Here is a 13,538-nt window from a genome sequence, read left to right as displayed (position 1 = left end):
CGGGCACCTCAGCGCTCCAGTGCCGACAGCAGCCGCACCACCGCCCCGCCCAGGCCCCACCGCTCCGCCAGCTCCTTCAGCGCGCCCGGGTCGCGCGGCGCGCTCGGCAAGGAGGCGTCGAAGGCGGGCAGCGGCACGTCTGAGGCGACCCGGACGACCTTCGGCGCCACGGCGACGTATGCCCGTGCCTCGTCCAGCCGCTTGCGCTGCGAGGGCGTCAGCTTCGAAGTGCGGTCGTCGACCGCCGCCATGATCCCGGCCAGGTCGCCGTACGTGGCGAGCAGCTTCGCCGCCGTCTTCTCGCCGATGCCCGGCACGCCAGGCAGCCCGTCGCTCGGATCCCCGCGCAGCAGCGCGAGGTCGACATAGCCGGGCCCGTCCACCCCGTACTTCTCGCGCAGCCACGCCTCGTCCGTCACCTGAAGCGTCCCGACGCCCTTGAGCGGATAGAGCACCCGCCGCTCGCGGGCGTCGTCGACCAGCTGGAACAAGTCCCGGTCACCGGTGACGATGTCGACCGGCCCCTCGGCCTGGGCCGTCAGGGTGCCGATCACGTCGTCCGCCTCGTATCCGTCGGCGCCGACGCGGGCGATGCCGACCGCCGCCAGCACCTCCTCGATCACCGGGACCTGCGGGTCGAGCGTGTCCGGCGTCTCCTCGACGTCCGGGCCGAGCTCGTGCTCCTCGGCCACCCGGTGCGCCTTGTACGAGGGGATGAGGTCCACCCGCCACTGCGGCCGCCAGTCGTTGTCCCAGCAGGCGACCAGGTCGTCGGGGCGGTGGTCCTGCACCAGCCGTGCGATGAAGTCCAGCAGCCCGCGCACCGCGTTGACCGGGGTGCCGTCGGGGGCCCGGACGGAGTCGGGAACCCCGTAATAGGCGCGGAAGTACAGGGAAGCCGTGTCGAGGAGCATCAGGCGTCGCGTCACACCGACGATGATGCCGTACCCCACTGACAGCGATCCGCCGCACCCGGTCGCCACTCAGGAACCCACCACGGGCGGCAACCAACCGACGCCCCCGGCCGGGCCACTCACGGACCCGTCGCACCCGGTCGCCACCCAGGAACCCACCACGGGCGGCAACCAACCGACGCCCCCGGCCGGGCCACTCACGGACCGTCGCACCCCGCAAGGCGCCAGTGCCGTGACATGGGTCACCTGGGCGTTTGTCCGGTGCGGCCGGGGGCAGGCGCGGGACCGGAGCGAAGCCTGTCGCAATTTCAACCATTGCACCGGTCAAGCGGGCGGACCCCGCCGCGCTCCACGGCCTGCTCGCGGGGGTGGCAGGCCGTTCTCGGTTCTACGCGTGAGGTGTATGTGTCCAGGCTGCAGGCCGAGCACTTGTACAAAGTGTTCGGCAGACGACCCGACGAAGCGGTGACCCGGCTCCAGGGCGGCGCCGACCGAGGCGAGCTGCGCGCCGACGGAACGACCGCGGCGGTCATCGACGCCTCGTTCACCGTCGAGCCCGGTCAGATCTTCGTCGTCATGGGTCTGTCGGGATCCGGCAAGTCCACGCTGCTGCGCATGCTCAACGGACTGCTGGAACCCACCGCCGGACGTGTGCTCTTCGACGGTCAGGACCTGACCGCCCTCAGCCCCCGCGAGCTGCGCACCGTGCGCTCCACCAAGATCAGCATGGTGTTCCAGCACTTCGCGCTCTTCCCGCACCGCAGCGTGCTGGAGAACGCCGCCTACGGTCTCGAGGTGCAGGGCGTCCCCCGCGCCGAGCGCGCCGAGCGGGCCGCCGAGGCGCTGGAGCTGGTCGGCCTCGCCGGCTGGGAGGACTCCTGGCCCGACGAGCTCTCCGGCGGCATGCAGCAGCGGGTGGGCCTCGCCCGCGCGCTGGCCACCGACGCCGACCTGCTGCTCATGGACGAGTCCTTCAGCGCGCTCGACCCGCTGATCCGCCGCGACATGCAGGACCAGCTGCTGGAACTCCAGAAGCGACTGAAGAAGACCATCGTCTTCATCACCCACGACCTCAACGAGGCCATGCGCCTCGGCGACTCGATCGCGGTGATGCGCGACGGCCGGATCGTCCAGCTCGGCACCGCCGAGGACATCCTCGTCACGCCCGCCAACGACTACGTGGCCTCCTTCACCCAGGACGTCGACCGCTCCCGCGTGCTCACCGCCGGCGCGATCATGGCCGACGCGGACACCGTGTACGGCACGCTGACGGACGGCGGCGAGGAGATACGGGACGCGAAGGACGTGCTGGCCGCGGCCCCCGCCACGGTCGGCGCCGACACCCCGATCATCGAGCTGTTCACCCCCTGCTCCACCAGCGGCGTCGCTGTCGCCGTCACGGACGACGAGGGCGCACTCATCGGGGTCGTACCGAGGGCCCGCCTGCTCGCCGTCCTCGGCGAGCCCATGAACCCGGGCACGCCCCTCGACGTGCCCGTGCAGGCCACGCCCGCCACCGTGAAGCCCGCCGCCCCCACGGACCGGGCCGCCGCGGCGGACAAGGCGGTGGCCAGTGCCTAGGCTCCACCTCGGCGACTGGGTCGACAGCGGTGTCGACTGGCTCCAGCGCCATCTGTCCTGGCTGTTCGACGCGATCAGCTCGCTCGTCACCGGGATGTACGACGGCATCGACGCGGCCCTGTCGGCGCCCGAGCCGCTGCTCTTCGCCGGTGTCCTCGCCGTCGCCGCCTGGTGGCTGCGCGGTCTGCTCGCCGGTGTGCTCGCCTTCGCGGGCTTCGCGCTGATCGACTCCATCGAGCTGTGGAACGACGCGATGTCGACCCTCTCGCTGGTGCTCGTCGCGACCATCGTGACCCTGGTGATCTCCGTACCGCTCGGCATCTGGGCCTCGCGTTCCAAGGCCGTCAGCGCCGTCACCCGGCCGGTACTGGACTTCATGCAGACCATGCCGGCGATGGTCTACCTCATCCCCGGCATCATCTTCTTCGGCGTCGGCGTCGTCCCCGGCATCATCGCCACCATCGTCTTCGCCCTGCCGCCCGGCGTCCGCATGACCGAGCTCGGCATCCGGCAGGTCGACGGCGAACTCGTCGAGGCGGCCGAGGCGTTCGGCACGACGCGGCGCAACACGCTGCTGCGCGTCCAGCTGCCGCTCGCCCTGCCGACGATCATGGCCGGCATCAACCAGGTCATCATGCTGGGCCTGTCGATGGTGGTCATCGCCGGCATGGTCGGCGGCGGCGGGCTCGGCGGCGCGGTCTACCGCGCCATCGGCAACGTCGACATCGGTCTCGGCTTCGAGGCCGGCATCTCCATCGTCATCCTCGCCATGTACCTGGACCGGATCACGGGTGCGCTGGGCCGCCAGGTCTCCCCGCTCGGCCGCCGCGCGCTCGCCAAGGCGCGTGCCGTGGCCGGCGGCGCCAGGATCTGGAACTACCGCCCCCAGCCCGCCGTGGCCGTCGTCGGGATCGTCGTCCTGGCGCTCGTCGCCGGCGGCATGGGCATGTTCGGCGGCGCGAAGACGCAGAACACCACGGACGCGGCGAACGTCGGCCAGGGCAAGAAGATCTCCATGGGCTACATCCCCTGGGACGAGGGCATCGCCTCCACGTTCCTGTGGAAGGAGCTGCTGGAGCAGCGCGGCTTCGAGGTCGACACCAAGCAGCTGGAGGCCGGTTCGCTCTACACCGGCCTCGCCGGCGGCCAGATCGACTTCCAGACCGACGCCTGGCTCCCGGTCACTCACGCCTCGTACTGGGAGAAGTACCAGGACAAGCTGGAGGACATGGGCTCCTGGTACGGCCCCACGTCGCTGGAGCTGTCCGTCCCCGCGTACATGAAGGGCATCGACTCCCTGGACGACCTCAAGGGCAAGTCGGGCCAGTTCAAGGGCCGCATCATCGGCATCGAGCCCAGCGCCGGAATGATGGGCATCCTCAAGGACAAGGTCCTGGGGGACTACGGCCTCGAGGGCGAGTACGAGGTCGTCGACGGCTCCACGCCCGGCATGCTCGCCGAGCTGAAGCGGGCGTACGACAAGAAGGAGCCCGTCGTCACCACCCTGTGGTCGCCGCATTGGGCGTACAGCACCTACGACCTGAAGAAGCTCAAGGACCCCAAGGGCTCCTGGGGCAAGGGCGACGGTGTGCACACGCTCGCGCGCAAGGGCTTCAGCGCCGACAACCCGCAGGTCGGCGAGTGGCTGAAGAACTTCGAGATGACCGAGAAGCAGCTCACGGACCTGGAGGCGAAGATCCAGGAGACCGGCAAGGGCAACGAGCAGGAGGCCGTCCGCGCCTGGCTGAAGGACAACCCCGGCCTCGCCGACAAGTGGACCCCCGTCGGCAAGGCGGGCAAGACCAAGGATGGCAAGGACGAGCGCGACCGCGCCCTGAACGTGGCCTGGTTCCCCTGGGAGGAGGACATCGCCGCCACCTACTTGTGGAAGGCGGTCCTGGAGGAGCGCGGCTACACGATGAACCTCAAGCAGTTCGAGGTCGGGCCCATGTACACCGCGCTCTCCCGCGGCCAGATCGACGTCCAGTTCGACGGCTGGCTGCCGAGCACGCAGAAGAAGTACTGGGACAAGTACGGCGACAAGCTCACCGACCTCGGCTCCTGGTACGGGCCGACGTCGCTGGAGCTCGCCGTGCCCTCGTACGTCGAAGGAGTGGACTCCCTCGACGACCTCAAGGGCCGTGGTGACGAGTTCAAGGGCCGCATCGTCGGCATCGAGCCCGGCACCGAGACGATGAACATCCTCAAGAACAAGGTGCTGCCGGACTACGGCATCGACGGGGAGTTCGAGGTCGTCGACAGCTCCACGCCCGGCATGCTCGCCGAGCTGAAGCGCGCGTACGCCAAGAAGGAGCCCATCGCGGTCATGCTCTGGACCCCGCACTGGGCCTACAACGAGTACGACCTCACCAAGCTCGCCGACCCGAAGAAGTCCTTCGGCGAGGGCGACGAGATCCACACCGTCGCCTCGAAGGACTTCCCCTCGCAGTACCCGCAGCTGACCGAGTGGTTCAAGAACTTCCGGCTCGACGAGAAGCAGCTCGCCGGCCTGGAGAACGAGATCCAGAAGCACGGCACCGGGCACGAGGAGGAAGCGGTGAAGGCCTGGATGGACGAGAACCCGGGCATCGCCGACCGGATCGCCCCGAGGTAACCGCGCCGCACCCGCGCCTCGCCCGCGCAAAGGGGTGGGTCCCCGCCGAGCCTGCACCGTCGGCCCGGGGGGACCCACCCCTTTCGGCCGCGACCGCTGTGATCGCGCTACTCCCGCGCTTGATGAGTACGGATGGGCCGATGCTGCGTATGGTGATACAGGACCCAGGGGAGGGGAGCCCGGCCGATGAACGCGAAGGACGCGAAGGACGCCAAGGAGAGGGAAGAGCCTCTCCGGGTGGGCGCGGCCGTGCGCAAACGGCGCCGCGCACTGCGTCTCACCCTGGCCGCCGTCGCAGGCCGCAGCGGCCTGTCCGTGCCCTTCCTCAGCCAGATCGAGAACGAGCGCGCCCGCCCCAGCATCGGCTCCCTCCAGCGGGTCGCCGACGCCCTCGACACCACGGCCGAGGCACTGCTCGCCGCCTCCGACTCGGCCCGCACCATCGGCCTCATGCGCGCCGGTGACAGCGCGCACCCGGGCTCCCCGCCGCCGGGAGTGCGCTCCCTGGTGCGCGGCCGCCACCAACTGCATGCCACGGAGTACAGCGGCGAGCGGGAGACCCAGGGAGAGTTCCAGCACCGCAACGACGAGCTGATGTACGTGGCCGAGGGGGCCGTCGAGGTGGAGGCCGAGGGCCGCGCCCACCGGCTCGGCCGCGGCGACTCGCTCTTCCTGTCCGGCGGCGTACGCCACCGCTGGCGGGCCACCACCGCCGACACCCGCATCCTCGTCGTCGCCGTCGCCGACCACATCGCGGCGAACAACGACCCGCGGGGCTGACCGTGCGCGTCGTCTCCCTGGTGCCCTCGCTGACCGAGGCCGTCGCCGCGACCGCGCCCGGCCTGCTGGTCGGCGCCACCGACTGGTGCACCCGGCCCGCCGGCCTGGACGTCGTCCGCGTGGGCGGCACCAAGAACCCCGACGTGGCGGCGGTCGTGGCGCTGCGGCCCGACCTCGTGATCGCCAACGAGGAGGAGAACCGGGAGCCCGATCTCGCGGCGCTGCGTGGGGCCGGGATCGAGGTCATGGTCACCGAGGTGCGCGGCCTGGAGGCGGCACTGAGCGAGCTGGAGCGGGTCCTCGTCGACGGCTGCGGCCTGGCGCGGCCGGCCTGGCTCGACGAGGCCCGGAGGGTCTGGTCGTCCGTTGTGCCCATGGAGGGCATGAGGGCGGTCGTGCCGATCTGGCGCAGGCCCTGGATGGTGCTCGGCCGGGACACCTTCGCCGGGGACCTGCTCGCCCGGCTGGGTGTCGAGAACGTCTACGCCGGCCACGCCGACCGCTATCCGCGGATCCCGCTCGACGAGCTGCGCGGGAGCGGCGCGGACCTGGTCGTCCTGCCCGACGAGCCGTACGCCTTCGGCCCCGACGACGGCCCCGAGGCCTTTCCCGCCCTGCCCGCGGCCCTCGTCGACGGACGGTCCCTGACCTGGTACGGGCCCTCCCTCGTCGAGGCCGCCGACGTGCTCAGTGCCGCGCTGCGAGCAGCTCTCCGCGCAGGACACCCCGCACGGTGAGGACGCCCGCCACGGCCCAGGCCACGGCGAGGAAGACGTACAGGGCCACCGCGAGCCACTCGTACGCCACCAGTCCCGTATGGCGCGCCAGCGTCTGCGCGCCCGTCACGCACGTGCCGACCGGGAAGGTGAACGCCCACCAGCTCATCGTGAACGGCAGACCCGCACGGGCGGCGCGCACCACCATCGCACCGGCGAGCGCCAGCCACAGCAGCGCGAAGCCCATCACCGGCACGCCGTAGACGACGGCGAGCGCCCCGAGGCCGTGCGCGTACGACGCCTCGACGGCGCCCGGGGCCACGTCGGCCAGCTTGTTCACCGCCGTCGTGGACTGGCCGAGCGGACCGAGGACCAGGAACAGGGCAGGCGTCAGCGCCAGGGGCAGCGGGCCGTGGTGCACCAGCCGTGCGAAGACGACCGGCAGGATCAGCAGAGTCGCCAGCAGGCTGATCCCGAACATCGCGTAGCTCGCCAGCAGCAGCGCCTCGCGCCACTGGCCGGCGGGCAGATGCGGCACCAGCAGGGGACCGAAGGACGCGGAGACCATCGGGGCGACGACCGGCAGCAGCCACACGGGCGAGGCGCTGCCCGGCGTCACCTTGTGGCGTACGACCATCAGATACGGCACCGCCACGGCCACCACCAGGCCCACGGCCGTGCCCGCGGCGAAGAGCAGCGCGGCGACCGTCACCGCTCTGTCGCCGCCGACCAGGTCACGGCCGGCCGTCAGCGTGCCCGCGCCGACCGCCAGCAGCGCCATTGACAGACAGCCGTAGAACGGCGCGACGGCCGGGTCCAGCAGATGCGCGCGGGCCTGGTCGCGATGGCGGGCCCAGTGCGCGGCACGGGCCGTCAGCAGGACCGTCAGCAGCACCGCGGACAGGGCCCAGACGGCGGCGCACACGGTGTGCAGCCCCGGTACGCGCGCCGGGAACGCGTCGCCGGCCGTGCCGACGATCGCGGTCCCCATGACCGCGGCGTACCAGTTCGGCCCGAGCTCTCTCACGGACGGCAGCCTGACCGCGAGCGGGCGGCGGGAGGAGTCGGCGAGGCGGCTGCGGGGCTGGGCGACGGTGACCATGACGTCACCTTGATGCCCTCCGCCTCCCTCGGCCAGGGAGCATTCCTCTATCACCTCATAAACTGGTCTTATGAGTGACGAGGAGCGTGTGCCGCTCGCCCATCGCGTCCCCGACCTGGGGGCGCTCGAACTGCTGCTCGCCGTCGCCCGGCACGGCAGCCTGGGGCGCGCCGCCCGCGAGATGGGCATCACCCAGCCCGCGGCCAGCAGCCGCATCCGCTCCATGGAACGCCAGCTCGGCGTCGCCCTCGTCGACCGCTCGCCACGCGGCTCCAGGCTCACCGAGGCCGGGGCGCTCGTCACCGACTGGGCGCGGCGGATCGTCGAGGCCGCCGAGGCGTTCGACGCGGGGGCCCAGGCGCTGCGAGGGCGTCGCGATTCCCGGCTGCGGGTCGCCGCGAGCATGACGATCGCCGAGTACCTGCTGCCCGGCTGGCTGATCGCGCTGCGCAACGAGCGCCCCGGGACGGCCGTGTCGCTGCTCGCCGGGAACTCCGCGGCGGTCGCCGAGCGGCTGCTCGCGGGGGAGGCGGATCTGGGCTTCGTCGAGGGCCTGGCCGTCCCGGAGGGGCTGGACGGGGCGGTCATCGGCCACGACCGCCTGTTCGTGGTCGCCGCGCCCGCCCACGCCTGGGCGCGGCGGCGGCGCGCCGCCCTCACCCCCGAGGAACTGGCCGCTTCCCCGCTCGTCCTGCGCGAACGCGGCTCCGGTACGCGGCAGGTGCTCGACTCCGCGCTGTCCCGTCACGGCGGGCTGGCCGACCCGCTCCTGGAGCTCGCCTCGACGACCGCGGTGAAGGCGGCGGCGGTGAGCGGGGCGGGGCCGGCGGTACTGAGCGAGCTGGCGGTGACGGAGGAACTGGCGTCGCACCGCCTGGTCCGGATCCCGGTGGAGGGCGTCCGCCTGGACCGCGACCTGCGAGCGGTCTGGCCCCACGGCCAACGCCCGGCCGGCCCGGCCCGCGACCTGCTCTCCTTGACGCGGGGGCCACGGTAGGGGTGCGGGGGTGTTTCCCCACCCCGCCCCATCCCGTAACTGGGGCTCCGCCCCAGGCCCCTGGTACCGCGCTTCGCGGGGTGTCCTCAAACTCCCCCTACGGCCTGGCGGCCGTGGGTGGGGGTACCTCCACGCCGCCAGGCGTAGGGGGAGTGCCCCCAGACGGGCTGGATTTCGCTCCGCGAAATCAGCGGCGCGGCGCACACTCAGGCCCGCCGGCGTTTGAGGCGTGGGGTTGGGGGCGGAGCCCCACGAGCGCACCGCGCATACCCAGCCCGCCGGTGTTTGAGGCGCGGGGGTGCGGGGGCGGAGCCCCCGGTTACGGAAAGCGCCGCGCTACCCCCTCGCCGCTCCCACCAGCGCCGACATCACCCGGACGTCCGTCCCCATCTCCGGATGCCACTGGACCCCCAGCACCCAGGCGTCACCCGGCCTCTCCACCGCCTCCACCGTCCCGTCCTCCGCGTACGCGCACGGGACGAGGCCCTCACCCAGGCGGTCCAGCGACTGGTGGTGGTACGTCGGCACCGGTGACTCCTCCGGGACGATCTCGGCGTACAGCGACCCAGGCACGGGCTTCACCGCGTGCTCGCCGAACACGCCCGCCGCTCCGTCCGGACCGGTGTGGCCGTCCAGGTGCTGGACCAGTGTCCCGCCGAGCGCCACGTTCAGCAGCTGCATGCCGCGGCAGATGCCCAGCAGCGGTGTCCCGGTCGCGAGCGCGGCCCGGATCAGGGCCAGCTCCCAGGCATCGCGCTCGCGGGCCGGCGGTCCCGTGCGGGGCGAGCGGGCGGCGCCGTAGCGCTCCGGATCGACGTCGGGGCCGCCGGCCACGACCAGGCCGTCGAGGCGTGCGACCACCGACTCCGCGGCCGCCGGGTCGTCGGGCGGCAGCATCGCGGCCAGGCCCCCGGCCGCCTGGACCAGCCGGGGGTAGGCGGCCGGCAGCAGCGCGGCGGGAAGGTCCCACACGCCCCACCGCGCGGACGTCTCCAGGTAGGTGCTGATGCCGATGAGCGGCTTGGACACGTGCACGTCGTTCACTTCCGTTCGAGTTCCGCCTCGGCCGCCGCCAGCGCGGCGAACTCCTCCTCGGGCGCCTGCGCCACCAGCCGGTGCCGACTGTAGAACGCGAAGTAGGCGAGGGCCACGGCGTAGACGGCGAGCGCCGTGAAGGCGGCGTCCTTGTCCACCAGGAACGTCGCCACCAGCGCGGACAGCGCCAGCACGAACGCGACGGACGAGGTGACGACACCGCCGGGGGTCCGGTAGGGGCGGGGGAGCTCGGGCTCGCGGCGGCGCAGCACGATGTGGGAGAGGGCCATCAGCGCGTAGCTGATCGTGGCGCCGAAGACCGCGATGTTCAGCATCCGCGCGCCGTTCCCGGTACCCGCCGCCAGCGCGAAGCCGATCGCGCCGGGGATGAGCAGCCCGAGGTAGGGGGACTTGCGCCGGCTGGTCAGCGACAGGAAGCGCGGCAGGTACCCGGCCCGGGACAGGGCGAAGAGCTGCCGGGAGCCGGCGTAGATCAGCGAGAAGAAGGAGGCGACGAGGCCGGCGAGACCGGCGTAGTTGACGAAGCGGCTGAGCGGTGTCGGGTCGCCGTCCCCCTGGAGCGCCACGACCAGCGGGTTGCCCGCTTCCTGGATGGCGGCGGAGCCGCGCGCCCCGGTGGAGGCGAAGAAGGTCAGCACCGCGAGCAGGACCAGGATGCCCATGGAGATCGCCAGCGCCCGCGGCATCGAGCGCACCGGGTCCTTGGCCTCCTCCGCCGCGAGCGGCACCCCTTCGACGCCGAGGAAGAACCACATCCCGAACGGGAACGCGGCCCAGATGCCCAGCAGACCGAACGGCAGCCACGAGTTCGCGCCGAAGGCGTCCGTGTCGACGGGGATGTCGTCCAGGCCGCCCGCGTGGAAGTCGGTGAACGCGCCGACGGCGAAGATCAGCAGGGCGGCGACGGCGATGGCGGTCACCACGAGGCTGAAGCGCAGGGCCTCCCCAACCCCCCACAGGTGGATGCCGATGAAGATGGCGAAGCAGGCGAGATGGACGGGCCAGCCGGACTCCAGGCCGAACAGGCCGAGGGATTCGACGTAGTCGCCGATGAAGATCGAGATCGCGGCGGGCGCGAGGATGTACTCGATGAGGATCGCCGTGCCGGTGAGGAAACCGCCCCATGTGCCCAGCGCGCGGCGGGCGAATCCGTAACCGCCGCCCGCCGTGGGCAGGATCGCCGACAGCTCGGCGAGGGCGAAGACGAGGCAGGCGTACATCGCGCCCATCAGCAGGGTGGCGACGGCCAGCCCGCCGAAGCCGCCCTTGGACAGACCGATGTTCCAGCCGGAGAAGTCACCGGAGACGACGTACGCGACGCCGAGACCGGTCAGGAGCAGCCAGCCGGCGCTGCCTCTGCGCAGCGTACGGCGGTTCAGATAGGCGTCCCCCGCGGACTCGGCCGAGGAGGGCGCGGGGGAGGGGGTGCGCGAGGTGGTGCCTTCAGCCATGGGTCGCTCCTGGCTCAGGTCGCTCAGGTCAAAGGTTTGTCCCGACACCTTTGCGGCACTCCGGCGGCAGCGCAAGCCCTCTGCGTAAAGCCGGGGTTACGGATCGGCCGTCCGCCGCCCTGTGCGGCCGTCCCCTCAGGACAGGAAGCCGCGCAGCAGCGCCGCCGTACCCTCGCAGTGCTCCCGCATGACCTCCCGCGCCGCGTCCGCGTCCCCGTCCAGGACCGCCTCGACGAGCGCGGCGTGCTGGTGCTGGGAGTGCTCCAGGTTCCGCACGAGCAGCGGGATGCAGTCGAGCAGATCGTTCAGCGTGGCCCGCACCGCGGCGTACTGGGCGGTCAGCGTCGGAGAGCCCGACAGCTCGGCCAGCGTCAGATGCAGCAGCGTGTCCTGCCTGCGGTAGTCGGCCAGCGGCGCGTCGTTCGTCGCCGCCAGCGCCGTGCGCAGCCGTTCGGCGCCCTCGTCGGTCAGTCCGTGCGCCGCGCACAGCCCGGCCGCGCCCACCTCCAGCACCTCGCGGAAGCGCAGTGTGTCGTCCACGTCCACGCCCGCGAGCCGCCGGCGCAGCTCGTCCTCGCCGTGACTGTCCGGCCGGTGCAGCACGAACGTTCCGCCGTAGCGGCCGCGCCTGCTCTCCACCAGGCCCTGATCGGTCAGCACCTTGAGCACCTCGCGCAGCGTGACCCGGCTGATCCCCATGCGCTCGGCCAGCTCCCGCTCCGCCGGCAGCCGCTCCCCGCCCGAGACCAGCCCCAGTCGCAGCAGCTGGAGGATCTGCTCCAGGGCCTCCTCGAAGCCGTTGCCCGCGCGCACGGGGCGCAGCACGGGGGTCAGCCGGTCGGTCGGCCCGTCCGTCGTCCCGCTTGTCTTCGCCACCTCGCCGTTTCCCCTTCCCAAGCAAAGGTCCTCAGCAATACCTTATGACTCCCGGCTGGCCAAAGGAGGAGTAACCCCGTGGCAGACCGCACACCACCGCTCACCCTCGAGGAGCTGCGCGTCCTCGTCGCGAGCGGCGAGATCGACACAGTCGTCCTGGCCTTCCCCGATATGCAGGGACGGCTCCAGGGCAAGCGGTTCGCCGCACCCTTCTTCCTCGACGAGGTCGTCGAACACGGCACGGAGGGCTGCAACTACCTCCTCGCCGTCGACACGGAGATGAACACCGTCGACGGCTACGAGATGTCCTCCTGGGAGCGGGGGTACGGCGACTTCGCCATGCACCCCGATCTCACCACGCTCCGCCGCGTCCCGTGGAACGAGGGCACCGCACTGCTCGTCGCCGACCTGGCCTGGAACGACGGATCGCCCGTCGTGGCCGCGCCCCGCCAGATCCTGCGCCGCCAGCTGGAGCGCCTGGCCGAGCACGGATTCACCGCGCACGTGGGCACGGAGCTGGAGTTCATCGTCTTCAAGGACACCTACGAACAGGCCTGGGACCGCGACTACCGCGGCCTCACCCCGGCCAACCAGTACAACATCGACTACTCCGTCCTCGGCACCGGCCGCATCGAGCCCCTGCTGCGCCGGATCCGCAACGAGATGGCGGCGGCCGGACTGACCGTCGAGTCCGCCAAGGGGGAGTGCAACCCCGGCCAGCACGAGATCGCCTTCAAGTACGACGAGGCCCTGGTCACCTGCGACCAGCACGCCGTCTACAAGACGGGCGCCAAGGAGATCGCCGCGCAGGAGGGCGTCTCCCTCACCTTCATGGCCAAGTACAACGAGCGCGAGGGCAACTCCTGCCACATCCACATGTCGCTGCAGTCCATCGACGAGGCCGGCACCAACGTCATGGCCGGCGACGGCCCGGGCGGCATGTCACCCGTGATGCGCCACTTCCTCGCCGGCCAGCTCGCCGCCCTGCGCGACTTCTCCCTGCTCTACGCGCCGAACATCAACTCCTACAAGCGCTTCCAGCCCGGCTCCTTCGCCCCGACAGCGGTCGCCTGGGGATACGACAACCGCACCTGCGCGCTCCGCGTCGTCGGTCACGGCCGCTCGATGCGCTTCGAGAACCGGCTGCCCGGCGGCGACGTGAATCCGCACCTCGCCGTCGCCGGTCTCGTCGCCGCGGGCCTCCACGGCATCGAGCAGCGGCTCGAACTGCCCGACCCCTGTGCGGGCAACGCCTACAGCGCCGACTACGCGCACGTCCCGACCACGCTGCGCGAGGCCGCGGAGCTGTGGGAGAACAGCCCCATCGCCAAGGCCGCCTTCGGCGACGAGGTCGTCGCCCACTACCGGAACATGGCGCGCGTCGAACTCGAAGCCTTCGACGCAGCGGTCACCGACTGGGAGCTCCGCCGCTCCTTCGAACGCATGTGAGG

11 protein-coding genes are annotated in these 13,538 nt (G+C 71.8%); 6 read left to right on the top strand and 5 right to left on the bottom strand.

Annotated elements, in window-relative coordinates:
- Nucleotides 1-8: 8 nt before the first annotated feature.
- Nucleotides 9-914: a 5'-3' exonuclease H3TH domain-containing protein gene (locus ACF08N_RS25740; protein WP_392327162.1), complete on the bottom strand. Its 906-nt coding sequence runs from the start codon at nt 912-914 to the stop codon at nt 9-11.
- A 405-nt stretch (nt 915-1,319) separates the two neighbouring features.
- On the opposite strand from ACF08N_RS25740, the gene ACF08N_RS25735 reads away from it, so the two are divergent.
- The 4 genes from ACF08N_RS25735 (at nt 1,320) to ACF08N_RS25720 (ending at nt 6,626) form a co-directional block, all read left to right on the top strand.
- Nucleotides 1,320-2,495, top strand: coding sequence for a glycine betaine/L-proline ABC transporter ATP-binding protein (locus tag ACF08N_RS25735; RefSeq protein ID WP_392327036.1), 1,176 nt, complete (start codon nt 1,320-1,322; stop codon nt 2,493-2,495).
- Entirely contained in the window at nt 2,488-5,109 is a 2,622-nt protein-coding gene (locus tag ACF08N_RS25730) for an ABC transporter permease/substrate binding protein (protein ID WP_392327035.1), read from the top strand. Before ACF08N_RS25735 ends, ACF08N_RS25730 begins: the two co-directional genes overlap by 8 nt.
- 186 nt (nt 5,110-5,295) lie before the next feature.
- A complete protein-coding gene (locus ACF08N_RS25725; protein WP_392327034.1) occupies nt 5,296-5,889 on the top strand; it encodes a helix-turn-helix domain-containing protein in 594 nt (197 codons plus the stop codon).
- A gap of 2 nt (nt 5,890-5,891) precedes the next feature.
- A complete protein-coding gene (locus ACF08N_RS25720) occupies nt 5,892-6,626 on the top strand; it encodes a helical backbone metal receptor (RefSeq protein ID WP_392327033.1) in 735 nt (244 codons plus the stop codon).
- Here ACF08N_RS25720 and ACF08N_RS25715 read toward each other — a convergent pair.
- Nucleotides 6,577-7,707, bottom strand: coding sequence for a TDT family transporter (locus ACF08N_RS25715; protein ID WP_392327032.1), 1,131 nt, complete (start codon nt 7,705-7,707; stop codon nt 6,577-6,579). The genes ACF08N_RS25720 and ACF08N_RS25715 overlap by 50 nt on opposite strands.
- A 70-nt stretch (nt 7,708-7,777) precedes the next feature.
- Between ACF08N_RS25715 and ACF08N_RS25710 the strand changes: the two genes are divergently transcribed.
- Nucleotides 7,778-8,704: a LysR family transcriptional regulator gene (locus tag ACF08N_RS25710; RefSeq protein ID WP_392327031.1), complete on the top strand. Its 927-nt coding sequence runs from the start codon at nt 7,778-7,780 to the stop codon at nt 8,702-8,704.
- 336 nt (nt 8,705-9,040) lie between these two features.
- Here ACF08N_RS25710 and ACF08N_RS25705 read toward each other — a convergent pair whose 3' ends face one another.
- From ACF08N_RS25705 to ACF08N_RS25695, 3 genes are all read right to left on the bottom strand, one after another.
- The gene (locus ACF08N_RS25705; protein WP_392327161.1) at nt 9,041-9,739 is read right to left on the bottom strand and encodes a gamma-glutamyl-gamma-aminobutyrate hydrolase family protein; all 699 of its coding nucleotides are present in this window, start codon (nt 9,737-9,739) and stop codon (nt 9,041-9,043) included.
- Between the two features lie 5 nt (nt 9,740-9,744).
- Nucleotides 9,745-11,211: an ethanolamine permease gene (gene eat / locus ACF08N_RS25700; protein WP_392327030.1), complete on the bottom strand. Its 1,467-nt coding sequence runs from the start codon at nt 11,209-11,211 to the stop codon at nt 9,745-9,747.
- Nucleotides 11,212-11,346: 135 nt separating this feature from the next.
- On the bottom strand, nt 11,347-12,087 hold the full coding sequence (locus ACF08N_RS25695) for a FadR/GntR family transcriptional regulator (RefSeq protein ID WP_392327029.1): 741 nt from the start codon (nt 12,085-12,087) through the stop codon (nt 11,347-11,349).
- Between the two features lie 78 nt (nt 12,088-12,165).
- On the opposite strand from ACF08N_RS25695, the gene ACF08N_RS25690 reads away from it, so the two are divergent.
- A complete protein-coding gene (locus ACF08N_RS25690; protein WP_392327028.1) occupies nt 12,166-13,536 on the top strand; it encodes a glutamine synthetase family protein in 1,371 nt (456 codons plus the stop codon).
- The last annotated feature ends 2 nt before the right edge of the window (nt 13,537-13,538 follow it).

The organism is Streptomyces sp. NPDC015127, assembly GCF_043080095.1.
In the GTDB taxonomy this organism is placed as follows: Bacteria; Actinomycetota; Actinomycetes; order Streptomycetales; family Streptomycetaceae; genus Streptomyces.
Note: the sequence above shows the minus strand (reverse complement) of the source record. Positions and strands in the feature narration are given on the sequence as shown.